Origin of the sequence: Actinoplanes campanulatus (assembly GCF_014647795.1) — a bacterium.
GTDB classification, from domain to species: domain Bacteria; phylum Actinomycetota; class Actinomycetes; order Mycobacteriales; family Micromonosporaceae; genus Actinoplanes; species Actinoplanes campanulatus.
Genome location: NZ_BMPW01000034.1, coordinates 48,588 through 71,978, shown reverse-complemented (window position 1 = coordinate 71,978; position 23,391 = coordinate 48,588). Strand labels below are relative to the sequence as shown.

Below are 23,391 nucleotides of genomic sequence, written 5' to 3'. Positions count from 1 at the left end.
CGGCGAACGTTGGCCGATGCGCCGATAACGGGGCTGGTGGTACGGATCCTGCTGAGGGTCCGGCGGTTCTTCTGCGACAACCCGGAGTGCCGGAGCAAGACCTTCGTCGAACAGGTCGACGGGCTCACTCGCCGCTGGTCACGCATGAGTGAAGAGCTGCGGCAGATGCTCACGGCGATCGCCTATTCGCATGCTTTGCCTCGCTGCACCACAACGGCGCCGTTCCGTCAGGCCGACATCTGACCGGCCTCCCGGATCCCTTGGCACGGTACTCACCACCCCAGATAGCTGCGGGTCAACGCGGAGATGTGCTCGACGACCTTGATGCCCTCTTGCTGGGTCTTGTGCCCATGCGACAACACGGACAGTGCGACATCAGTCTTCTCACCACTGATCCGGCCGGTGCTGTTGACGATCCACCGCCCGTCCTCGGCGGCTCGCGACACCCAGCCGTTCTTCTGCGCCGTCTGCTCACCCTCGAAGGAGGCGGCACTGATGCCCCAGGTCTGGTCGGCGTTGACCGACGACATGAGCTGCAGGATCAGCGCCTTGGAGTCCTCGTTCAACGGGCCGCCGGCTGCCGTGAGCGCGGACACCATCCGGGTCTGATCCTTCGCCGTGGTGGTGGTCAACCCGAATTGCGGGTCCGGGTCGGTGTCGTGGAGGCCGAGCCGCTCCAGTTTCTGGCGTAGTCCGTCAACGCCACCGATTTTGGCGTACACCTTGACCGCTGCGTCATTGTCACTGGCCACGATCATCTTGCGGACGCTCTTCTGCTCCGCGGTGGTGAGTCCGCGGCCCTCGTCCTGCGCCTGCAGCAGTAACGCGGCCAGAAGTTCCACCTTCACCACACTGGCGGTCTCGAACTCACGGTCGCCTTGATAGTCGTACCGATGTCCGGTCTTGCGGTCGACGAAGGAAACGGAGAAATCGGTGCCGGACGAAGCATACTTCTGGAGAACGTCGGTCAGTCGCGACACCCGCTCGGACCAGATGCCGAAGGCCAGTGACCTGTCGACCTGGTCGCCCTTCTGCGGCCCCTGGATGATTTGGCCGGGAGTCATGCTGACATCGCCCTCGAGCGTCTCCAGGTCGCCCATGTCCTGGCGCCCCACGTGCGACGCCGAGGGAAGATCCCCCGCCGGACGGCCGGCGAACGCACCGGTCAGGAATTTCTGGAAGATCTCGTACGGCATGCCGTCGCCGTTGATGGCCTTACCGTCCTTCGTACGGATCGGCCCGGGCTTGTCACGGCCCACCCAGATGACCGCGGCGAGGCCGGAGGCCCACCCGGCGGTCCACGCGTCGGAGGAGTCGTTCGTGTCGCCGTACTGCTGGGAACCGGTTTTCGCGGCGGCTGCGACGCCGGGCACGCGGCCCTCCTCGTCGACGACCTGCGACAGTACAGCGCCCATGTCCGCCGCCACTCCCGCGTCGAGCACCCGGACCGGCTTCACCTGGTACCGGTGAAGGACGCCGCTCTCAGCGGCGGTGACCGACACGACGAAGTGCCGGTTCGTGCGGGTGCCGCCGCCCGCGAGCGTGGCGTAGACACTCGCCAGGTCGGCCGGAGCGACCGCATATCTACCGAGGGCGATGTCGGCACGTGTCCGGCCAGGAGACAGCTCTCCCTTGAGGTCGACCATGGTGACCTGGTCGCCGTACCTCTCCGGCACGCCCAGCCGCAGAGCGAGATCACGGACTCGGTTCGGGCCGATCTTCTCCGCCAGGGCGTAGAACGGAGTGTTCAACGAGTGCACCATCGCGGTGTCCAGCGGGCACACCGGGCACTGCAGGTTGTCCTGGTTATAGAGCGGCACGCCGCCCCGATCGGAGAACACCCGCGGAGAGGTGCCGTTGTAGTACGACTGGTAAGCGATGCCGCGTTCCTCAGCAGCGGCCAGGACCAGTGGTTTGAAGGTGGAGGCGGGCGGCCGGGCCGCCAGGGCGTCGTCGTAGAAGCCGCGGCCGCGATCGCCACCGTAGTAGGCGCGCACCCCGCCGTCGCGCGGATCGATGGCCACCAGCGCGGTCCGCAGCACCTCCGGCTGACCGTTGAGGGCCTTGGCGATACTCCCGGTGGCAGCCTGTTGTGCGGTGGCGTCGAGCGTGGTCGTGATACTCAAGCCACCCGTGCGGATCTGCTGCCGGGTGATGCCCGCGGCCACCAGCTCCTCCTCGACCCGATCCGTGATCAGCCCAATCGGGCCGCCGATGGTTGCCGCGGTGACCGACTCCTTCGCGACGGCCGGATACGGCGTCTGATCGGCCGCCCCGTCCGGCAACCAGCCGGCCTCACTCATCGCACGCAGAATCCACTTCCACCGGTCCAAGGTCCACGTGGGGTCTACGGCTGGATCACCCCGCGTCGGATCCTTGACCATCGCGGCAAGCACGGCCCCCTGGAACGCGGTCAGCTGGGCGACAGACGTACCGAAGAAGGCATGTGCCGCGGCTTCGATGCCATAGGCGCCCCGGCCGAAATAGATGGTGTTGAGATAACGCTCAAGGATCTCGTCCTTGGTGAACCGGTGCTCGACTTTCAGCGCGAGCGCCGCCTCCTTGGCCTTCCGGCTGACCGTCCGCTCCTGCGTCAGGTACGCGTTACGCACATATTGCTGGGTGATCGTGGAGGCACCCTGCCCGCTGTCGCTCACCACGTTCGACCACAGCGCCCGGGACAGACCCCGCACCGAGACGCCGTAATGCTCGTAGAATCCCCGGTCCTCAGCGGCGATGAACGCCTGCCGGACGCCCACGGGAACCTTGTCCAAGGTGACGTCGGTGCGGTCGGTCAGGCCGATTCTCGCCAGAACCGTGTGTCCGTCACGGTAGTACAGCACCGAGGCCTGCGGGGGCACGGGATCCGGCGGCACGTCCACACTCACGACGTAGCCGCAAGCGGCCACTGCCAGGGCCAACTGGACCACGATCACCGCGGCCAGCATCCGACGGCACCATCGTGGCCAACGCCGGAACCACGCCACCGGCCGGTGCGACCCGCGCCGAAGCGCCGAGAACACTGGCCGCGACGCCACCACGCCGAGCCGAGCCGTACCCGGACGGATCCACTGCGGCCAGCGTTCCGGCTCCTCTCGTCGGTGCTGCGCCGATCGGCTGGTCGGAGTCCCTGGCATTGCGCTTCTCCCCTCCACGACTCGACACGGCATGGACACACGTGTCCGATATATAGACGCTGCAGGGAGGGTGGATCGGTGCATTGCGAACAGCAAATATGGCGGTCGTCTCTATACCGGCTCGAATACAACCTCTTCGGCGACTTTTACGTACCGCGGAGCCAGTTCAGGCTTCTCGATTACATCCGGTACGACATGCGAAACCCGAGTAGTGGCGGCGAATCGATTCAATTTTATGAATCCCCAAAACGTGCCGAGTTGCAAGTTTCAGCGTGAGGCGACCGGTGACCGTGTTCGACCACCTTGCGATGAGCCGGGATGTCATGGCGGTGGATGGAGAGCCCTGGTCGCGACACCGGGACCACAGTGGACCCGACCGGACCCGACCCGACCCGAGCCCGGCTCGGCGCTCCGGTCCACCGCCAAGACCGTTCCCGGCCAAGCCCGGCCGGTTCCGCGAAGGCGTCGAGCCCAGAACGGCGTCTACTTCGATGCGACGTGATGATCGACATCTACTCCCGGTACATCGTCGGTGTCCGCGTGCACGCCCGCGAGTCCGGGCCGCTGGCCGAGAGCATGATGCGCGAGGTGTTTGACGCCCATGGCGTGCCGCACGTGGTCCACGCCGACCGCGGCACGTCGATGACCTCGAAATCGGTGGCTGACCTGCTCGAAGACCTTCAGGTGACCCGGTCACACTCTCGGCCGAAGACCTCCAACGACAACCCGTACAGCGAAGCCTGGTTCAAGACGCTCAAGTACGCGCCGGTCTTCCCGGACCGGTTCGCATCCCTCGCCGACGCCCGCTCGTTCATGACCGAGTTCGTGAACTGGTACAACCACGCCCACCGGCATTCAGGGATCGGCCTGCACACCCCGCCGACGTGCACCACGGCCGCCACCACCAGGTCCGCGCCGGCCGCGAGGACACCCTCGCCGCGGCTCGCGCCGCGCATCCGCAACGGTTCGGCACCAGTCGGCCACTGCCCAAGATCCTCGACCTGCCCGACCAGGTCTGGATCAACCAACCCGACCAGGAAATACAGCCCGAACTGCAAGCCGCTTAACTCCCGTTGGCCTCAATCCCTTGACACGTTCCGCATCAGCGCGACCGCGGTGTCGATGTCCGTGTCGGGCTCGACGGTGACCGTCGCCGGGGAGGCGATATCGCCCGCGGTCACCGTGCGCGGGTCCTTGTCCGCGGCGACACAGCGCACCACGATGTCGCGGTCGGTGACCACACCGGCAAGGCGGTCACCACCATCAAGGACCATCACGTCGCCGATGTTCTGCCGCTTCATCCGGTGCGCGGCCTCGCTGAGGCTATCAGCACCTACTTGGAGAGGTGCATATTAGTAGATCAAGTACAAATCGAATGCCCTCTGAGAAGCACGGTGTGCAGTCATGCCGGTCTGCGGCATCTCCTGGGCCAGTCGACCACGACTACGCGAGCATCTGGGCGGATCAGGAGTTGGCGGCTCGGATGTCGCAGTGTGTGAGGGTTTTCCCGGCTGCCTTACCTGGAGAGTGCTTCTTTCCGTGCAGCCAACAGGGGCCTAGACAAGTCCCATCGTTGCAGGTCAGAAGCACTCTCCGTTTATTTGATCAAGACGTGGAGTGTCAGGCTGGGTGGCTGAGAACGGTCAGCTGGCGTTGCCGATCAGCTTCCAGGGCTCGTGGTCGGCATCGGCCCCGGTGCCCGGGGCGCTGCCCTTCGTCTCCCACTTGGCCTTCCAGACCTTGCCGTTGTATTTGACCGTGGTCTGCTCAATCGGCTGGCTGGCCGGGGAGTAGACCTTGGTGGCGTCCCAGTTACCGGCATTACAGCCACCGGCCGGCGGGGTTGCCGTACCGAGTCCCTTGAGGTTGTCGGTCACCGGCGCGTACGCCGTACCGCCGATCGACAGACTCGTGTTCACCGGACCGGTGATCGGGAGGTAGTAGATGATCGGCAGGTCGAGCGACTTCCCGGCCGGGATGATCTGGCAGTAGTCCAGCGTCGTGCTGATCCGGTGGAGCGTCACACCGGGCTCCAGCTTCCATTGGCCACCTTGGGCATAGGTCTGCCAGTTGCCGTCCTTGACCAGCCATGACGTCGAGGCCGGAATGTCGAACGACAGCTTCGTGTCCTTGCCACCGCCGAGTGTGCGCCCGGTGTTGTTGGTGATCCGGACGGTCGGCTGCAACGGCCACAGGTTCGCCGTGGCGGTCGGGTAGTTGACCATCTCGACGCTCAGGTTGGCGGTCACCGTCGGCGCGACGCCACTGCTGCCGGTGCGCAGACTGTTGTCATAGGCGCCGATATTGCCCAGCTTCTCGTTCAGGCGGGTGGTCAGCGTGTACCCCATCCCGCACGGGGTGTCCGGCTGGATGTCCGCCGGGCAGGAGTAGTCGCCGCCGAGTTCCCACATCATCACGCCGCCCGCACCGGTCGACTTGACCAGATCGGTGACCGCGTCGATGCCCTGCTCGTCCTCGGTCGACAGGAACACCTTCTTCTCGGCGTTCCACAGCCACGACGTCTTCGTGGTGTCGTCCCAGTACCGGGTGTACCAGCCCGTGCGCCGGTCGGTGACGTCGGTATCCGGCTTCAGCCCGACGCTGCGGGCATAGGCCGGCGTGATGTTCTTCTCCAGGTTCTTGGTGTGCCACAGCGGGTTCGTCCCGGAGCCGAGCTCGCTGCCGACGTTGGTCTCGTCGTGCCAGATGTTGTCGATACCGAAGGCGCCGTCACCGCACGGCCGCTTGATTCCCGTACCCGGCTCGCAGCCGCTCGATTTCTGCGACTTGCCCCACAGACCGTTCGTGCCGCCGGTGACGTTCTGCCAGCCGCGCGTGTAGTAGGGCACGCCGATGTTGACGCGCCCGGCCTGCAGCGCGCCACGCATGTACTTCATCGCCCAGCTGGTGTTGAAGTACCCGAGCTTCCCGTACTCCGCAGTGGCGTACAGGTCGGCCAGTTCCGGGTCCTTGCCGTCGTCGAACAGCGCCGCGTTCGGACCCACGACGTCGTTCCAGGTGCCGTGGTAGTCGTAGGCCATCAGGTTGGTGAAGTCCTGGTGGTCGAGCGCGGTCTGGTTCGCCATCCCGCGGGTCAGGTAGCCGGAGGCCGTCGACGCCGAGGTGAGCAGGTAGTACCTGTTGTCCGCGGCCGAAGCCCGGTTCAGCGTGTCCCGCAGCGTCCTCATCAACGCGGCGTACGTCGTGGGTAGACCCTTGCGACGCGGGTTGGACACCGCCCAGTCGGCCGGGTTGCCGGTGTCCTCGAGGACCGTGGGGTACTCGAAGTCGATGTCGACACCGTCGAACCCGTAGGTCCGCAGGAAGCCCACGACCGAGTTGGAGAAGGTGTCGATCCCGGCCTGGTTGACCGAGCCGTCGGCGTTGGTGGTCATCGCGTAGAAGCCACGAGAACCGGCCCAGCCACCGACCGAGATCAGCGTCTTCACCCGCGGGTGCAGGCGTTTGTACTTCGTCAGCAGGTTGAAGTGCCCCTTGTAGGGCAGCGAGGGATCCATCTCGGCGCCGACCTCGCCGGGCCACTCCTTCTGGGTGGCGTTGGAGTCGACAACGATCTGGTTGTTCACCACCGACGCGAACGCGTAGTTGAGGTGGGTCACCTTCGACCACGGGATGTTCTTCACCAGATAGTGCGGCGTGCCGTCGGCGCCCGTGCGGCCGCCGTTGAAGTAGCCCACGACCCGGCGGTCCCGGCCCTGGCCGAGCCATTCCCGGCCGTCACTCTGGTAGATCTTGCAGTACGGCGTCGCCACGCCCGGCGTGGTCGCCAGACCGTCCGGCCGGCAGTCGCCGGACGCGGCCGGCCGCGTACCGCCGTCGTCGCCACCGGGGTGCGACTCCATCGGGTCGCCGGCACCACCGTTGATGCCGAGATCACCGGCACCGCCGTCGCTGCGGCTGCCGTCGCCGTAGCTCGGCACCAGCCAGCCCTCGATGTCACCGGCGCCACTCGCCGCGGCCGCCTTGACGGCGGTCTTCGCGGCGGTTTTCGCCGTCGCACCGGAGCGAGTCATGGCGAAGTCCTTGATCCCGTCGCCGTTCAGGTCCGCGAAGGTCCCGTAGGTGCCCTGGAACGGATCGTCGTCGCGGACCACGCCCAGCGACGTCCAGCCCTTGGTGACGTCCCACGGAGCGCCGGTGTTCTCCCAGGCCCGGACCTCGCCGGTGGTGAACTCCACCCGGACCGTGTCGGCCTTGCCGTCACCGGTGATGTCGGCGAAGGCGACCTGCGCGCCGCGCGCCTCACCCGGCGTGGCGAAACCCTCGACCTTGTTCCAGCCGCCCGGGGTCGGCATTCCCTTGCCCTTGTTCTGCCAGGCAACCGGGAAACCCATGCGGTCTATCGTGATCAGGTCGTCGCGGCCGTCACCGTCGAGGTCGGTGAAGTACAGCTCCGGCGGGTAGGTGAGGTTGTTCGCGACGATCGTGGCGCTGTCCCAGCTGATCTTGCCGCCGCTGCTGGTGTTCCGCGACATCCGCATCGCGGCGATGCCGGTCGGCGAGTCGGCCGCCGGCAGGATCCGGACGTAGTCGTCCTTGCCGTCACCGTCCAGATCGGCGAAGTAGACCAGCGCCGGGTTGTTCCCGCGGTCGGCCGGGCTGATGTCGCCCAGCGAGACCGCCTCCTTGTGCGGGTCGTCGTTGCGCCAGCCGGTGACCTTGCCGTCCGCACCGACCACCGCGTAGTCGGCCTTGCCGTCGCCGTTGAGGTCGGGGAACCCGATCTTGGAGCCGGTCGCGACGGCGTCCCGGATCTTGCCGATCGGCTCCCAGACGTACGAGCGGCGGCTGATCATGCGCTGCAGGACCGCGATCTGAGCGCCTTCACCGAAGGCCTCCGCGATCTTCCGGTAGCCGGCGTCGGTCGGGTAGATCTCGTTGGTGATGTCCTCCGGGGAGACCGCGCCCAGGTCGACCAGCACCAGCCGTGCGCCGCCCTTGATCTTGTCGTAGGCGATCGTGCGGAGCGCGTCGTTGTAGGCGTCGATCCGGGTCTGGTACGTCGGGTTCGTCGACGGCGGCAGGGTCCCGAGAAGGACCGTGGTCGTCGGCGAGGTCCGGTAGATCTCGTTCAGGAAGCTCCGCGTCTTCTCGGCCGTCGCCGCACCGTCGGCGCCGCCGACGAGGTCGGCCGTGCCCGCGACCAGGGTCATCAGGTTCGGCCGCAGCGTCTTCAGCGCGGGGATCGACTGGGCCTTGATGTCGTCGATGCCCTTGCCGTCGAACCCCATGTGGTCGGGGTCGCCACGCTTGCCGTTCTTCTGCTCACCGACGAAGTCCGTGCGCGCGAAGAGGGTGGCGGCCGCCGTGCCCGTGATCACCACAGCGGTGGTCAGGCCCTTCAGGATGGTGTGCAGGTAGTCCCGGAAGCCACCGTCGTCGGTGCTGTGCACACCGGCCGTGATCCCGTCACCGGTCGGCATCACCCGGATCTCGTCGATCACCGGGTTGGCGCTGGGCGACGGGGTGGGGCTGGGCGAGGGGGCGCCCGCGGCCGCGTTGATCTGACCGGACAGGACCGGCCAGTGGTCGGAGTTGCCGTTGGGCCGGACCGTGACCGTCTGCGGCTGGTCGGTGTGGGTGGTGACGAAGTAGTCCAGCTCACCACCGCTCTGGTGGGTCGCCTGGCCCGAGCTGTTGATCCGCATGTTCGTCGGGAAGTGCCTCCGGTCGCCGAGGATCGCCGGGTCGACGTTGAAGTCGCCACCGATCGTCACATGGTAGGTGGTGTTGTTGTTCTGGGTCCCGAGGAGCCTGACCTGGTCGTTGATGGCGCTCACCAGCACTCCAGAGTCACCGCCACCGCCGGACAGGCCGTGCACGGTGAAGTACCACTCGTTGCCGAACCGCGCACCGAGCGCGGCCCGGCCGGCGTCGACCGGGTTGCCGACGACGAGCAGCTCGTCGGGCTCCTGGGTCAGGACGAGCGCGAGGTTGACCCGGCCGTCGATCGCGCGCGGGTTCGACGGGTCGGCGGTGGGCAGGAAGTAGACCTGACGGGTCGGGATGGGACTGCGGCCAGTGCTGGCGATGTTCCACCGCCGGTGCCGCACGGTGTGCTGACGCGAGACGCCCTGGCTGTTGGTCGTGGTGAAGATCAGGTCGGCCGGCAGTTGGGTGCTGTTGTTCGGAGGCGGTTCCGGGCCGGCTTCCTGAATCATCACGATCGGCGCCTGTGTCGCCAGCGTTTTGACGGTGTTCGTCCACTTGCTGCCGGTCTTTGCCTTGTTGGTGGACCCCTGCATGTTCCAGGAGATCAAGGCCGTGCTGGCTGCAGGGAAATCGGCGGCGGCGGCCGGAACGGCAACAGATGTCGCCAGCCCGGTCATCACCACCACTGCGGCGAATAATCGACGGAACAAGAACTCCCCGTTTCTCACATCCAACAGATCGGAAACAACCAAATCGTTGGAAACCAATTGGTTTTCAATTATAAGCATCGATCTTTTATGGGGCCTCGCCGGCTTCTTGGGTTCTGGCCTCGGTCTTTCGTGCCTCCAGCAGACCTGGAGGTGGAGAGCTGTAGTCGATCTTGGGTCGTAAGCTCGCCGTCGCTTGTCGGTAAAAGTCCGGTCCGGGTAGCTGCCAGGAGGCCCGGTAGCAGGCTGGCGGCTCGATCTGGAAACGGATCGGGCCGAAGCCCAGCGTCAAAGCCCTGATAGGTGAGTGACTGAGTGTCGGCGCTCAGGAGCATGGGTTTGTGGTCCGGGTTGGGTGCGTGGTCTTTTCAGGCGGCGGCCGGGGTGAGGGTGACCTGTAGGCAGAGCGCTTCGAGTTGTTGGACCAGGTGGCGTTGGCGGCGTTCCTTGTCGATACGGGTGGTGTAGTAGTCGACGCCGAGGTCGTGGTAGATGGCGTGAGGGTCGGCGAGCAGGTGCCAGATGATGACCAGGATGGAGCGGACGACGGCGCCCTGGGCCGGCGGCGTGGCCCCGGTGAGAGCGGCCAGCCGGATCATCGCGGTCTGGACGTGCTTGCGCTCGTGCGCCTCGTACGGCCAGGTGAACGCTTGCCGGGAAGGGTGCCGGCTCAGGACCGCCTCTAGGCCACAGCCGGCTGAGTCCCACAGGTTCTTGCCCTCGTCGCGCAGCTTCAGAAAGCTCAGCCGTGCCGGGCCGCGGGACGGTCAGTCGATCGCCAGGGCCGCCACCGGGCTGACCCTCGCCGCCCGCCGGGCCGGCAGCAGTCCCGCCAGCACGGTGATCCCGGCGATTGCCACCACGATCGTGGTGAGCCAACCGACCGGGAACGTCAGCGGCAGGTCCAGGCGCAGCGACTCCAGGGTGAGCCAGGCCATCGGCACGCCCAGCACGACGCCGAGGACCGCCCCGATCAGGCCGTACAGTCCGGCCTCCAACCCGACCATCATCCGCAGCCGGGCCCTGGTCAGACCGAGCGCCCGGGCCAGCCCGAACTCCTGGGTGCGCTCCAGCACCGACAACCCGGTCGTGGTGCCGACACCGACCACGGCGATCAGCACGGTCAGTCCGAGTAGGCCCAGCGCCGCCGCGAACAGCGACGACACCTCGCCGTCGGCCTTGTCCCGTTCGTCGGCGAGCACTGCCACCTCCGCGCCGGCCGGGCCGCTCAGGCGCCGGAACTCGGCCAGGGCCTCGTTCCGGGTCCCGGTGGCGACGTCGGCGAGGAAACCGGCCGACGAGTTGCCGAGAGCATCCAGGTCCGCGCTGGTCAGCACCGCTCCCATCCGCAGCGGAGCGTCCCCGGTCAGGATCGCCACCACCTCGACGCGGGCCGCACCGTCCGATCGCAGCGTCACCACGTCACCGACCCGGGCGCCGAAGTCGGAGGCGGCGACCGCCGACAGGATCACCGTCCCCGGGCCGAGCGCCGCGATGTTTCCGGTGGCCGCCTCCAGTCTCCGCAGAGCCGGCATCGCCGCCATGTCGATCGCGATGGCGCCGTGCGAGAAATTCCCGGAAAGCGCGGTGAAATCCGCCATCCGGAACGGGGTGACGTCCCGGAACCGCGGGTCGGCGCGCACGCCCGCCATCACCTCGTCCAACCCGTCCGGTGACTCGGCGAACATGGCGAGGTCGGCCGGGGTACGGGCGGCCATCTCCCGGTCCGTCCACAACCGCAGACTGCTGATCCCGACGACGGTGCCGGCCAGCATGGTCACACCCAGCGCCACCACCACCGATACCGCCGCGGCACGTCGGGGCGTACCCCCGATGCCGCTGACCGCGAGGTTGCCCGTTGAGCCGAGCCGCCGCAGCGGCCACCCGGCCACCGCCAGGATCGGGCGGATCAACACCGGCCCGAGCACGATCAGCGCACCGAACCCGAGCGCGCCGACACCGACGAGATGTATCAGCGCGTCGGACGAACCCATCCGGCCGGCGGTCCGCCACCCCAGGCCGCCAGTCGCCGCGACCAGCAGCAGGCCCGCCACCAGCCGTGGCGCGGCGACACCCCGTTCGGCGGCCAGCGTGCTCGCGGCTCGCAGGGCCTGCAGCGGGGCGACACCGGCCGCGGCGAAGGCCGGGGCGAGAACGGCGCCCGCGGTCAGCAGTCCGGCGCCGGCCACCACGGCGACGGCCGCGACAAGCGGCACACCAGGACCGGTCAGCGTACGGCCGGAAGCCGCGGCCACCGCAGGGGCGGCCAGCCCAGCGAGCTGGGCAAGAACGACGCCGACCGCCCCGGTGACCAGGCCCGTCACAGCGCCCTCGACGGCCAGTGCCAGGATCAGCTGATTGCGCTGGGCGCCAATCGTCCGCAGCAGCGCCAACTGCCGCAGACGCTGCGCGAACACGATCCGGAACGTCGACGTGGCCACCAGTGCCGCGGCCACCACCGCGATCGCTACGAACATCGCCACCAGGGCGAAGACTTGATCGAGCTGGCGTACGGCGTCGTGTGCCTCCCGGACCCGCATGGCCTCGCCGGTGGTGACGCTGATGTACGCCCGAGGATCGTGCAGCAGCCGCTCGGACCACCCGTTCATCATCGACTGCACGTCCGCGCCGTCCGCGGCAAGCACGTCGACCCGCGGGAACCCCGGGTTCCCGCTGATCCTCGCGACGGCCTCGTCATGCGCGTACGCCCGCTCGGCGGCGTCCCGTGGCCCGTCGACCACACCCGTCACGGTCACCGTCACGGGCTTTCCGCTGCGGTCTCCGGTGTGCAGCCGTAGCGTGCCGCCCACGGTCGTGCCGAGCCGTGCGGCGGCCCGCCGGTCCATCGCGATCTCCCGGTCGCTGCGCGGGTAGCCGCCGGAGAGCAGCGTGATGCGCGACAGGGGCCCGGAGCCCGGGTCGGCGATCAGCTCCAGCTCGTTGCCGGACGAGGCGTCGCCGACCGTGAACGTCGCGGTCACCCGGCCCGCCGCCTGCCGTACCCCGGCCGTGCCACGGACCTCGGCGACCTGCTCCGGATTCAGCGGCTCGCCGCCGGCCGCGTACACCACCAGGCTGACGGCCTCCGGCGTCTCGCTGAACGTGTCGAGCGTTGTCCGCGTGACGATCACGTACGCGAGCACCGTGCCGAACACCACGAACGCTGCCACCAGCACCGACAGCCCGGTCGTCAGTAGCCGCCCGGGACGGCGCGACACCCCGCTGAGCTGAGTGCGCAAGACGCTCGCGGTCATCGGGCGATGTCCTGGAGTGCGGTGTCCTTCACGATGCGGCCGTCGGCGAGCGTCAGCACCCGGTCGGCGTATCCGGCGGCGTCGGGGTCGTGGGTGACCATGACGACGGTCTGGCCGAGCCGGTGCACCGAATCGCGCAGGAAGCCGAGCACCTCGGCCCCGGACCGCGAGTCGAGGTTGCCGGTCGGCTCGTCGGCGAAGATGACCTCCGGCCGGGTGCTCAAGGCCCGGGCCAGGGCGACGCGCTGTTGCTGGCCGCCGGACAGCTCGCAGGGGCGGTGCCCGAGCCGGTCGCCGATGCCGAGGACGCCGACGACGTGGTCGAACAGGTCGCGGTCCACGGCCCGGCCGGCCAGCTCGGCCGGGAGAGTGATGTTCTGCCGAGCGGTGAGCTGTGGCAGAAGGTTGAACGCCTGAAAGACGAACCCGATCTGGTCCCGGCGCACGGCGGTCAACGCCTTGTCGGACAGGCCGGTGAGTTCGGTGTCGCCGATCGTGATCCGGCCGCTGGTGACGGTGTCGAGCCCGGCAAGGCAGTGCATGAAGGTCGACTTTCCGGATCCGGACGGCCCCATGATCGCGGTGAACCGGCCGCGGGCGAAGGTGGCCGACACCCCGTCGAGGGCACGAACCGCACGGTCGCCGGTGCCGTAGACCTTGACCAGGTCGGTGGCGGTGACGGCTGCCATCAGAAGGCGAGCTTCGGAATGCGCAGGTCCACGCCGCTGTCCTCACAGTGGCCGACGGCCAGCTCGGTGATCTCGTCGAGTTCACCGGCCCGCGGCCGCTCGGCGGCGCCGGTCGCTTTGACCCGCGACCAGTACACGTACCGGCCGACCTCGGTGCTGATCCCGTCGTTCTCGAACCGTGTGTAGCGGACCTGCCGGATCTGCTGCTCCCAGCTTTCGGCCTCGGTGGCGTCGGAGGGTGGCGTCTGCGCCTTGTCGATCAGTTCCTGGGCGAGGGCGCAGTCGGTGCTGGACGCGGCCGTCGGGCCGAATCGCTTGTCCCACAGGTAGTTCACGCCGAAGCCGACACCGGCCAGGATGATCGCGGTCAGAATCCCGAAAGTGACGTGTTTGCTGTTCACGGCCGCCATTCTGCGGCGTGGGGCGCGCCCGGCACATTGACGCCAGATCTGATCCGGCAGGGCCCGGTGTACGACTCAGGTATTACACGCCCGGCTTGACCAGGCCGATCTCATACGCGAACACCACGGCCTGCACCCGGTCACGAAGTTCCAGTTTCGCCAATATTCGCCCGAAATGAGTCTTCACCGTGCCCTCCGCGACGAAAAGCCGGCCGGCGATCTCCACGTTCGACAGCCCGGCCGCGACCAGCTCCAGGACCTCCCGTTCCCGTTCGGTCAGCATGGCCAGCCGCTCGTCGGCGCGCCCCGGCAGGGTCAGCTGACCCGCGAACCGATCCAGCAGCGCCCGGGTCACCCGGGGCGCCACCACCGACTCACCCGCCGCGACAACCCGGATCGCCGCGAGCAGCTGCTCCGGCGGCGCGTTCTTCAGCAGGAACCCACTCGCCCCGGCCTGCAACGCGGCGAACGCGTCCTCGTCGGTGTCGAAAGTGGTCAGCACCAGCACACGCGGCCCGTCCGGCCCGGCGCAGATCCGCCGGGTCGCCTCCACCCCGTCCATCACCGGCATCCGGATGTCCATCAGCACCACGTCCGCCGGCACCCGGACGAGCAGCGAGAGAGCCTCCGCGCCGTCACCGGCCTCGCTCACCACCTCCATGTCGGCCTGCGCGGACAGCACCATCGCGAACCCGGCCCGTACCAGCGCCTGATCGTCGACGATCAGGACCCGAATGCTCATACCGCCTCCTTGACCGGGATCATGGCACGGACCAGCCAACCGCCGTCCGCGCCCGGCCCCGCGGAGAACTCACCGCCGTGCACCGCCACCCGCTCGCGCATCCCAAGCAGACCGTTGCCGCCGCCGCTGGTCATCGACCCCAGCGCGCCGTCGTCGCCGACCTCCAGCACCGCACGGCCCCGATCCACGGACAACGTCACCACCACCCGCGTGCCCGTTCCGGCGTGCCGCAACACGTTCGTCAGCGACTCCTGCACGATCCGGAACACGGTCAGCTCGTCGGCCGCGGACAGCCTCCCGACGTCACCGTTGAACCGCGTCTCCACATCGAGGCCCGCCGACCGCGCCCGTTCCACCACGGTGCCGAGCTGCCCGAGACCTCTCCGCCGACGGTCCTCCGGATCCTCCTCGCCACCGGCGCCGCGCAGCACCGCCACAATCCGGTGCATGTCGTTCAGAGCCTCCCGGCCGGTGTCCGCGACCGTGCGCATCGCCTCGCGCGCCCGCTCGGTGTCCGTGTCGATCACGTAGCGGGCCCCGTCGGTCTGCGCGATCATCACCGCAAGGCTGTGCGCCACCACGTCGTGCAGTTCCCGGGCGATGAACGCCCGCTCGTCCGCGGCGGCCAGCCGGGCCAGATGGTCGCGTTCCCGCTCCGCGGTCGCCGCCCGCTCGGCCAGCACCACACCGCGCTCCCGGTTCGCCCGCAACACGTAGGCGAACAGCCACAGCGCGCCGCAGCCGGCCAGGACCGCGACATGCTCGGCCAGGTACGGGTAGTCGAACACGGAACCCGACCACGAGTCGTCGATCCGCACCAGGGCGACGACGACCACACCGAACGCGACCACCACACCGGACAGGTGCACCGCCCGCTGGTCACGGGCGTGGGTCACCACCGCCAGCATCGCCACGAGCAACGCCACGTCGTACGCCGCCGGAACCGCCGAAGCCAACAGCACCTGCACCGAGGCGAGGACCGTGACCACCGTGAAGACCCGCACCGGCGCGTAGCGCCGGAGGATGAGGGCCGCCGCCATGCTGACCCCGATGACCGCGTCCCATATCGAGTGGCCGCGGTACTGCACGGCGACGGTCGCCACCACCGTCGCGATGATGAGATCCCACAGGATGCCCAGCTGCGGGGCCCACCGACCAAACACCCCGCCACCATAGACGGCGCCACGAGCTGACCAGGCGGCGTCGGCTGTTCGGTCTGCGCCGCCTGGCCCGGCCGCTCTGGGCGGACCTGATGGCCTGGCCTTCTCAGGCGGACCGGACGTGCCTTGCCATCGACGTTGCTCACCCGGCATGGGTGGCGTGGTACCACCCGCCCCGCACATCTCCAGGGGCGGCCTGGTCAGCCCTCTTGATCGACGGCGCCGTATGGGTACACCAGGCGTTCGGCCGCACGCCCGAGGAGTTGCGTGCCGCCATCACGGCTTACGAAGCAGCCCACCCCCTCCCGAACTCCGGCGCGGCGTGATGTGGCGGCGCCGCGTACCGGAACCCCGTATTTCGCCACACCAGGAGAAGGAGAACGAGATGGAACTGCTCAACAACGGCCAGCCCTTCAAGTCCTCGAAGTCCGGATCGGCCGGCCACTGCGTCACGGTCCAGCACCTGCCGTCCGGCGGCGTCGCCGTGGGCCACAGCCAGGACCCGGACGGGCCGAAGAACCGGTACACCCATGACGAGTGGACCGCCTTCGTGGACGGGGCCAAGGCCGGCGAGTTCGACCTCCCGGCGTAAGCCATGGCAAACGCCTGGCGGTTCTGGATGGCGCTCACCGCAACGGCCTGCGTGTATGGCGTCATCAGTGCGACCGCATATGCGCTGGCCCCTGGCAGCCAATACGACGGTCACGCCGCCGGAATGGCGCTACTGGCCGCAGCCAACGCGGGGTTGACGGCGTTCTGCCACCGCGTAGCGGCGCGGTGCGCCAAGACCGCAGAGTTCGACCGACAGTAGGTGACCGGTAGCGACGGCCCTGCGTTCCCGGGAGGGCTTGCGCTGCTAAATCGGCCCGGTCCGTGCAGCTCAATGACGCGCTGCGCGGGCCGGGCCCTTCTATGCGCCCGCCCCGACCAGTTCGGCCGTCGCCGTGAGATGCTCAGGGAAGGACTCCACCAGCGCCGCGCGGTCGCTCCGAAGCCGCTCCGCGGTCACACGCCCATGGCCCGCCAAGTCCGTAAGACGCTGAACAGCGATGGATCAACGCACGTCCGGGACACATGGATAATGGCCTTGAACTGCGAAAACACGTGCTTTGGGGTATCCCGGTAGGCCTCAAGGTCGTACGCCGGTACTCTGTCTGCTGCGGGCTGCTAGCTCAATGGCAGAGCTGTGGACTTTTAATCCATAGGTTCAGGGTTCGAGTCCCTGGCGGCCCACTGTTACGACTGTGTCAAGGACGCCCGAAAACTGACCCCTTTTCGCCCTAGAACCAACGCGTCCAGAAAGGGTCAGTTTTCAGGCGTCGTCGACAGACTGGTCAGCCCGGGGCTCCCGAGGCTGACCAGTTCCGTTTCCGGGTCGTACAGCAGCGGTTCAGTGATCGACGCGGCGCGCGAGCGCGGCGCCGGCCGTGAGCGGGTCGGGTCATCGTAGAGGTGGTAGCCGGCTTGTTCTTCTTCTTCGACTTGCCCTGGTGGTGCTGGGTTCTTCCGGAGTTGCTCGTTGTGGCCTGGATGGGCCTGTGGTGGGCGAGCCGCCGTGCGCGGCTGTGGTTTGCCGGGCTCACCCCGCCCGGGGCCTTCGCTGTCATCGTGCTCGGACTGATTGAGCTGTTGAGGCCGTCGCAGCCCTCGTGCCTCGAGGGATACTGCCCGGGTGGACCGGGGGATCTGTCCGCGCGGATCGCCTCTCTCGACGACGGGCCCGGCACGGTGATCATGGTGATCGGGCTGCTCGCTCTGATCGTCGGATGCACGCTGACGATCATCACGTTCGTGGTGGAGACGACGCTGATGGTTCGTCGTAGCGAGCGTGCCGAGCGGGCCGCTCAGGCGCCGAACTGAAAGTTGCGGTGGGGGCGTCGAAGCAAGTAACGGTCCAGGCTGTGATGCATGGCCGTTCGGCGGCAACCGTTCAAGTCCCCTGGCCGGGTTGGGTGAGACGGAACGCGAACATCGGTGATGTGCCGCTGACCGGTGCGAGTCTGGAGATCGTGACGAGTCGTGAACCGCATTCGGTCCGCGTCGGTGGTATGACGCTGGATCTCGAGCGATTGACCTACGCGACAGTTGTTGTGATGTCAGTCCTGGCCGCCTTCGAGGGGTGGGCGCAGCTGTCGTTGCTGGGCGCCGTGGCCGTGGTCGCTTCCCCGGTGCTGGCAGTGTGCGTGGCTCACGTCTTCTCGGAGGCGTTGCATGAGCATGCCGCCCATCAGCGCGCGCTCACGCGAGCGGAGTGGGTGGACATCGTCCGCCGGCAGGTGCCCGTGCTGCTCGCTGCCGTGCCTCCGCTGGTGGTCCTGGTCATCGGTCGAGCAGTATCGATCGACGCCGAAGTCGATTGGGCGGTGGCCGAGGTCACGGGGATGGTCACCCTGATGCTTCTGTCGGCCTTCGCCTGCCACCGTGCCGGGCTGCGAGGGGCGAAGCTGCTACTCGGCTCGCTGGCAGGTGGATTGATCGGGTTGATCGTCATCGTCTTGCAGATCGTCCTCAAGCCGCACTGATGTCACCTGCCAGGGAAGCGCACCTTCACCTACTTCAAGAACCGTTGACTCGGTCGGGTTAACCGGGAACGTCGGAAATTTCGGACCCACCGTGGGGGTGTATTCGCTGTCCGTGAGGGGCCCGGCATGCCAGGGTTTGTCGGGGGCCACACCGGGTGGCCATCCGGATCGGAGATTGATTTGTCGGAGTACGACCCTGGACAGCTTCTCGCCGGCTACCGGTCGATGACCATGTTGACCGGTTTCGTCGAGCGGGGCGGGCGGCCGGCGGCGGTGAAGCCCACGATTCCCCTGATGGTCGGCGAGAAGCAGTACGGATGGTTTCCCGTGGATGTGACCGGTGCGGGCCGGCGGCTCGCGGTCGTCACCAACCGGCGACTGATCCTGGGCACCGAGGAGTACCAGCTACGGTCGGTGACCCGGCTGCGGCCGCGGCAGGACGACTGGGCGCTCGCGCTGGAGACGCGCGGGAGCGGCACGGTCGAGATCAGCGGGCCGTGGGTGCCGTGGCTGAGCGTGGTGCTCTGCGCGGAGATGTACGGGGCCGCCTGGCCGCCCGGTTACGCGCCGGTGATCCCCGGGCCGCGGCGCCGGCTGCGGCGTTACGAGACGGTTCAGTAGACCCAGACCCTGGTCTTCAGCGGGATCGCGTCGTTCTTCCACATCCAGTTCATCGCGTCGATCGAGACGCGCGCGCAGCCGTGCGAGGCCGGGTAGGGCGGCACGCTCGGGGCGCCGTGGACGGCGATGCCGCCGTTGAAGTACTTCGGCCGCCAGAGCAGCCCGAGCGGGGCGTGGCGCCAGCCGTCGATCTGGCGGCCCACCGTGAATTTTCCGCGCGGAGTGTCGGCCAGGTAGGTCTGGCCCTCCTGCTCGTAGTACTCCATCGAGCCGGTCGACGTGTTGAAGGTCTGGGTGACCTGACCGTCGTCGACCAGCATCAACAGCTGCCGTTTGAGGTCGATCTCGACGAGGTCCCCGCTGGTGGAGCGCGGCTTCGGGCGTACCCCTCGATTCAATGCCTTCCAGGTTTTCGGGCCGACGCTGCCGTCCCGGCCGATGCCGGCGGCCTTCTGTAGCGCGTAGACCGCCTGCTGGGTGGTGCCGCCGAACTTCCCGTCGGTCTTCCCGATCCAGTAACCGAGCTCGGTGAGGCGCTGCTGCAACGCCAGGACCTCGGCGCCTTCGGCACCTCGTTTCAACTTCTTCCGGGGTACGGCGGTGCTGGGCGAGGGCGTGGCCGGAGTGGAGACGCTGGGCGCGACCGACGGTGTGACGGACGGAGTGGTCGGCGCGGGCGCCGTGGTGGTGGGGGCGGCGGTCGGTGAATCCGTGTCGCAGCCGGCCGCGAACGTCAGGGCCGCGGTGGCGGCGAGCGTCATCGACAGGGCTCTGCGCACGGGACCCAGTCTAGGGACACATTCACGAACGTCCACCGGTCAATGGCGTTCGTCCACCCGCCCGGGTGGCGGCGCGGTAAATGTGAAAAAAGAGCCGAGTACCCTTTGTCTATGTCATGGAAGGCCAGCGCACGACATGGTGTACGAGAGGCGCCCGGCGGTTTCGCGCTCGTCCAGGAGCTGCTGAACACGCGGGCCGCGATGTCCTACGCCCAGGATCTGCTGGCCGCCACCGAGGACGCCCAGTGGTGGGTGACCGACACCCTCACGATCTGGTCGCACACCTCCGGCCTGTCGGCGCCGACGCTGCTGCTCTCCGCGGCCGATCTGCGGTCGTTGCGCCGCCTGCGGACCGCCTTCGAGCACGTGGTGCTGGCCGGGGCGAGCCCGGAGCCGGACAGCGCTCTGCCGCCGGCCGACGTCCAGGTCAGCCTGGTGCCGGACGGGACCGGCTGGGTGCGGGTGGTGCCGACCGGCCGGGGTGTCCGCTGGCTGGCGTCGGCGCTGTGGGCCGAGGCGCTGTCCGCCCAGCAGGCCGGGATGTGGCCGCGGCTCAAGCTCTGCAACAACGCGGCGTGCCGGGCCGCCTTCTTCGACACCTCACGCAACAACAGCGGGGTCTGGCACGACGTCAGCACCTGTGGCAACACGGCCAACCTGCGGGCCTTCCGGGAGCGGCGGCGCCTGCTCGGCCAGGAACATCATTGATCCCACGGGAACTTCGCAGCGATTCGGGGCGACTATCAGGTCATGGCATGTGAGCGGTGGCGCGAGATGCTCTCCGCGCAGCTGGACGGTGAGGACGACCCGGCGCTGCGCCCGTTGGTCGACGAGCACCTGGCCGGGTGTGCCGGCTGCCGGGACTGGCTGGACCGGGCCGCGGTGGTCAACCGGCTGACCCGGACCGCCCCGGTGCCCCCGGTGCCCGACCTCAGCGCCGCGATCCTGGCCGCGCTGCCGCAGCGGGCCGCCCCGCCACGGCGCCGCCGGCTGCCGGTGGCGGCGCTGCTCTACATCGCCCTGGCGCTGGTCGGCACGGTGCAACTGATCCTGGGGCTGACCCAGGTCGGCGGTGGCGCGAGCGCGGCGCACGCGCACACCGGCCTGAGCGCGACGCCGGGCCACCTGTGGCACGAGTCGGCGGCCTGGAACGTCGCGGTGGGTGCCGGTTACCTCTTCATCGCCCTGCGACGGACCCGGCCGACCGGTCTGGTGCCGATGCTGACCGCCTTCGTCGCGATGCTGCTGCTGCTCTCGGTCAACGACCTCACCGGCGGGCGGGTGGACATCGCCAGGCTTGTCGGCCACGGATTCGTGATCGCCGGATATCTGCTGGTGGTGGCGCTGTCGCGGGGTGTGGGCGGCGCTGGTCAACCGCCCGGGGCGCGAGCCGGCTCGGGCTGGCGTTTCGAGAGTCCCGCCGACGAGGACGCGCCCCGGCCTGGGCTGCGGCTGCTGCCGTCGCCACGGGGGCCGCTCACCGCGCGCCACCGGGACGACCACCGGGCGGCCTGATCAGCGGGCCGACGGGCGGACCGACAGCTCACGCCACTCGTCGGGGCCGGTCAGCAGAGCGCGGACCATGTCGAGGGCCGCGTCCTCGCTGTCGTACTCGAAGAAGTGTGAGGTGCCCTCGGAACCGCCGGCGCGCTGTTCGACATACCACTGATCACCGCTGGTCCGTAAGTAGACGTCCTTGCGGGCTATCCGGCCCCACTTGCCGTTCCACCAGTGCTTACGCTGCTCCATCCCGGCACTGTATCGAACATCTGTTCGAACAGTGCCGGAAGGGCGGATCTTTTTCCCGCCTGCGTCAGCGCGGCGGCTCCGGGCGGCGTCCGAGCACCTCGTCCAGGGCGCTGTTGGCCACCTGGTGACCCTGGCCGCGCAGCAGCGCGTCACGGATCTCGGTGAGCAGCTTGACCTCCTCGCTGGGGGCCTTCGGCGGGGGCTCCTCGCCCCGGCGGCGGCGCTCGGCCAGCCTGTTCAGCGGCATGACCACGAGGAAGTAGAGGACCGCGGCGGTCAGCAGGAAGGTGATGAGGGCGTTCAGGAACGCCGCGTAGGTGAACTCGACGCCGTCGGCGGGGGAGACCGACCCCGCCAGCTCCCCCTTGCCGCCGGAGATCCACTTGATGAGCGGCTCCAGGAACGACTTGGTGAAGCTGGTGACCACAGCGGTGAAGGCGGCGCCGATGACGACGCCGACCGCCAGGTCGACGACGTTGCCGCGCATGATGAAGTCTTTGAAGCCTTGGAACATTTTCACGGGCACTCCTGGGGGGCCGGTTTCAATCCGGCAACGGGGTGCCCGCCACCGGTCGACGACAAACTACGCCGACCGTGTGTCAGTCGAGCGCGGGCTCCTCGGCGGTGACCGCCTGATCCACCGTGGGGTAGGTGTGCAGCACCTCGACCAGCCCGCTCACCTCGAGGATGCGCAGCACCCCACGCTGCGGCGCGGCCAGCCGGACCGTCCCGCCGGCGTCGTCGGTGCTGTTCTTGGCGCGGACGAAGACCGACAGCCCGGTGGAGTCGCAGAACGACACCTCGGCGAGGTCGAAGACCAGGCGGGTCCGGCCCTTCTCCAGCAGATCACTGATCTGATCCTGGAGCTGGGGGGCGGTCGCCATGTCGAGCTCACCGGCGACCGACACGACCACCATGTCGCCGCGCTGTTCCGTTGTTACCGTCAAGGACATTCGCCGACCTCCAGTTATTGCTGAACGGTACTCCAGGTCCCCCGGGGCGCGCAGAACAGGACCGCCCTTCGACCCCGGTCCGTTACTTGGCTTACAGCAACTAACGAACTTTCTGATGGTAAAGTCCGGCCGTTGCGCTCAGATCGTGTGGTAGGGAGACAGCGATGCCGCTGAGTCCGGACGAGGCGAGCCGCTTCGCCGTACTGCTGGAAAGCAATGCGGAGTCGCTCGCCGCACGCTGGAGTGAGCTGGCCGGCGCCGGCCTGCGCGGCCGGCTGAGTGGTGCCGAGCTGCTGCGGCAGACCCGCGATCTGCGGAGCGCCTTCCAGCAGGCCCTGGCGGGCGGTGCCTCCGACGTGAACGACGAGGCGGCCGCCGAGTTGCGCGCCCAGCTCAGCGAGCTGTCCAGTCACCGGGCCCGGCAGGGTTTCAGCGCCACCGAGACGGCGATCAGCGTCTTCGCGCTCAAGGAGGCGACGCTCCACGTGCTCGGCGACGCCGAGGACGCGGCCACCCTGCGGGACTACGTGGCGTTCTCCGCCTTCGTGGACCGGGCGGCGCTGTTCACCTTCGACAGCTACGTACGGGTCCGTGAGGCGCTCATCTCCGACCAGGCCGAGCAGCTGCTGGAGCTGTCCACCCCGGTGGTGAAGCTGTGGGAGGGCGTGGTGGCCGTCCCGCTGGTCGGCACCCTCGACTCGGCCCGCGCCCAGGTGGTGATGGAGCGGCTGCTCCAGACGCTGGTGGACACCGGCTCGCCGTACGCGATCATCGACATCACCGGTGTGCCGGCCGTCGACACCCAGGTCGCCCAGCACATCCTCAAGACCGTGGTGGCCGCCCGCCTGATGGGGGCCGACTGCATCATCTCCGGCATCCGGCCGCAGATCGCGCAGACCATCGTGGCGCTCGGCATCGAGTTCGGCGACATCGCGACCAAGGCCTCGCTGGCCGACGCGCTGCGCTACGTCCTCGGTAAGACCGGCAAGCGGCCGGTGCGCTGA

21 protein-coding genes, 1 tRNA gene and 1 pseudogene are annotated in these 23,391 nt (G+C 68.4%); 10 read left to right on the top strand and 13 right to left on the bottom strand.

Features of this window, described 5'->3' with window-relative positions; genetic code table 11:
* Window positions 1-9 precede the first annotated feature (9 nt).
* Window positions 10-243, top strand: a complete 234-nt coding sequence (locus IEZ13_RS42090) for a hypothetical protein (RefSeq protein WP_229795709.1) — start codon at window positions 10-12, stop codon at window positions 241-243.
* 29 nt (window positions 244-272) lie between these two features.
* On the opposite strand, the gene IEZ13_RS42085 is transcribed toward IEZ13_RS42090, so the two are convergent.
* Window positions 273-2,948, bottom strand: a complete 2,676-nt coding sequence (locus IEZ13_RS42085) for a transglycosylase domain-containing protein (protein ID WP_229795708.1) — start codon at window positions 2,946-2,948, stop codon at window positions 273-275.
* A gap of 681 nt (window positions 2,949-3,629) precedes the next feature.
* On the opposite strand from IEZ13_RS42085, the pseudogene IEZ13_RS47225 reads away from it, so the two are divergent.
* Window positions 3,630-4,204 (top strand): annotated as a pseudogene (locus tag IEZ13_RS47225) (transposase); the annotation flags it as partial.
* Between the two features lie 12 nt (window positions 4,205-4,216).
* Here IEZ13_RS47225 and IEZ13_RS42080 read toward each other — a convergent pair.
* From IEZ13_RS42080 to IEZ13_RS42045, 8 genes are all read right to left on the bottom strand, one after another.
* Window positions 4,217-4,438: a CBS domain-containing protein gene (locus IEZ13_RS42080; protein WP_183226013.1), complete on the bottom strand. Its 222-nt coding sequence runs from the start codon at window positions 4,436-4,438 to the stop codon at window positions 4,217-4,219.
* Between the two features lie 342 nt (window positions 4,439-4,780).
* On the bottom strand, window positions 4,781-9,598 hold the full coding sequence (locus tag IEZ13_RS42075) for a glycosyl hydrolase family 18 protein (protein ID WP_183225987.1): 4,818 nt from the start codon (window positions 9,596-9,598) through the stop codon (window positions 4,781-4,783).
* A 287-nt stretch (window positions 9,599-9,885) separates the two neighbouring features.
* Window positions 9,886-10,116, bottom strand: a complete 231-nt coding sequence (locus IEZ13_RS42070) for a hypothetical protein (protein WP_183225986.1) — start codon at window positions 10,114-10,116, stop codon at window positions 9,886-9,888.
* 168 nt (window positions 10,117-10,284) lie between these two features.
* Window positions 10,285-12,771 carry an ABC transporter permease gene (locus IEZ13_RS42065; protein WP_183225985.1) on the bottom strand — a complete coding sequence of 829 codons (2,487 nt, stop codon included), beginning with the start codon at window positions 12,769-12,771 and terminating at the stop codon, window positions 10,285-10,287.
* Window positions 12,768-13,460 (bottom strand): ABC transporter ATP-binding protein, encoded by a 693-nt coding sequence (locus IEZ13_RS42060; RefSeq protein WP_183225984.1) that lies wholly within the window; start codon window positions 13,458-13,460, stop codon window positions 12,768-12,770. Before IEZ13_RS42060 ends, IEZ13_RS42065 begins: the two co-directional genes overlap by 4 nt.
* Window positions 13,460-13,861: a hypothetical protein gene (locus IEZ13_RS42055; RefSeq protein WP_183225983.1), complete on the bottom strand. Its 402-nt coding sequence runs from the start codon at window positions 13,859-13,861 to the stop codon at window positions 13,460-13,462. Before IEZ13_RS42055 ends, IEZ13_RS42060 begins: the two co-directional genes overlap by 1 nt.
* An 82-nt stretch (window positions 13,862-13,943) precedes the next feature.
* A complete protein-coding gene (locus IEZ13_RS42050; RefSeq protein WP_183225982.1) occupies window positions 13,944-14,603 on the bottom strand; it encodes a response regulator in 660 nt (219 codons plus the stop codon).
* On the bottom strand, window positions 14,600-15,766 hold the full coding sequence (locus IEZ13_RS42045) for a sensor histidine kinase (RefSeq protein ID WP_203834034.1): 1,167 nt from the start codon (window positions 15,764-15,766) through the stop codon (window positions 14,600-14,602). Before IEZ13_RS42045 ends, IEZ13_RS42050 begins: the two co-directional genes overlap by 4 nt.
* Before the next feature lie 382 nt (window positions 15,767-16,148).
* On the opposite strand from IEZ13_RS42045, the gene IEZ13_RS42040 reads away from it, so the two are divergent.
* From IEZ13_RS42040 to IEZ13_RS42020, 5 genes are all read left to right on the top strand, one after another.
* The gene (locus IEZ13_RS42040; protein WP_183225980.1) at window positions 16,149-16,355 is read left to right on the top strand and encodes a DUF397 domain-containing protein; all 207 of its coding nucleotides are present in this window, start codon (window positions 16,149-16,151) and stop codon (window positions 16,353-16,355) included.
* Window positions 16,356-16,924: 569 nt separating this feature from the next.
* Window positions 16,925-16,996, top strand: a tRNA-Lys gene (locus IEZ13_RS42035).
* Between the two features lie 231 nt (window positions 16,997-17,227).
* Window positions 17,228-17,623, top strand: coding sequence for a hypothetical protein (locus IEZ13_RS42030; RefSeq protein ID WP_183225979.1), 396 nt, complete (start codon window positions 17,228-17,230; stop codon window positions 17,621-17,623).
* 119 nt (window positions 17,624-17,742) lie between these two features.
* A complete protein-coding gene (locus tag IEZ13_RS42025; protein ID WP_203834033.1) occupies window positions 17,743-18,285 on the top strand; it encodes a hypothetical protein in 543 nt (180 codons plus the stop codon).
* Window positions 18,286-18,465: 180 nt separating this feature from the next.
* On the top strand, window positions 18,466-18,906 hold the full coding sequence (locus IEZ13_RS42020) for a hypothetical protein (protein WP_183225978.1): 441 nt from the start codon (window positions 18,466-18,468) through the stop codon (window positions 18,904-18,906).
* Here the strand turns inward: IEZ13_RS42020 and IEZ13_RS42015 are convergent.
* Window positions 18,900-19,685, bottom strand: a complete 786-nt coding sequence (locus IEZ13_RS42015; RefSeq protein WP_203834032.1) for a L,D-transpeptidase family protein — start codon at window positions 19,683-19,685, stop codon at window positions 18,900-18,902. The two genes, IEZ13_RS42020 and IEZ13_RS42015, sit on opposite strands and share 7 nt — an antisense overlap.
* A gap of 111 nt (window positions 19,686-19,796) precedes the next feature.
* Between IEZ13_RS42015 and IEZ13_RS42010 the strand changes: the two genes are divergently transcribed.
* Together IEZ13_RS42010 and IEZ13_RS42005 are read left to right on the top strand one after the other, a co-directional pair.
* Window positions 19,797-20,393, top strand: a complete 597-nt coding sequence (locus IEZ13_RS42010; RefSeq protein WP_183225977.1) for a CGNR zinc finger domain-containing protein — start codon at window positions 19,797-19,799, stop codon at window positions 20,391-20,393.
* A 42-nt stretch (window positions 20,394-20,435) separates the two neighbouring features.
* Window positions 20,436-21,200, top strand: coding sequence for a zf-HC2 domain-containing protein (locus tag IEZ13_RS42005; protein ID WP_183225976.1), 765 nt, complete (start codon window positions 20,436-20,438; stop codon window positions 21,198-21,200).
* Here the strand turns inward: IEZ13_RS42005 and IEZ13_RS42000 are convergent, their stop codons facing one another.
* From IEZ13_RS42000 to IEZ13_RS41990, 3 genes are all read right to left on the bottom strand, one after another.
* The gene (locus IEZ13_RS42000) at window positions 21,201-21,434 is read right to left on the bottom strand and encodes a hypothetical protein (protein WP_183225975.1); all 234 of its coding nucleotides are present in this window, start codon (window positions 21,432-21,434) and stop codon (window positions 21,201-21,203) included.
* A 64-nt stretch (window positions 21,435-21,498) separates the two neighbouring features.
* On the bottom strand, window positions 21,499-21,948 hold the full coding sequence (gene mscL / locus IEZ13_RS41995) for a large conductance mechanosensitive channel protein MscL (RefSeq protein ID WP_183226010.1): 450 nt from the start codon (window positions 21,946-21,948) through the stop codon (window positions 21,499-21,501).
* Between the two features lie 85 nt (window positions 21,949-22,033).
* Window positions 22,034-22,387, bottom strand: a complete 354-nt coding sequence (locus IEZ13_RS41990; RefSeq protein ID WP_183225974.1) for an STAS domain-containing protein — start codon at window positions 22,385-22,387, stop codon at window positions 22,034-22,036.
* A gap of 164 nt (window positions 22,388-22,551) precedes the next feature.
* Between IEZ13_RS41990 and IEZ13_RS41985 the strand changes: the two genes are divergently transcribed.
* Complete coding sequence (locus IEZ13_RS41985) at window positions 22,552-23,391, top strand: STAS domain-containing protein (protein ID WP_183225973.1); 840 nt, start codon at window positions 22,552-22,554, stop codon at window positions 23,389-23,391.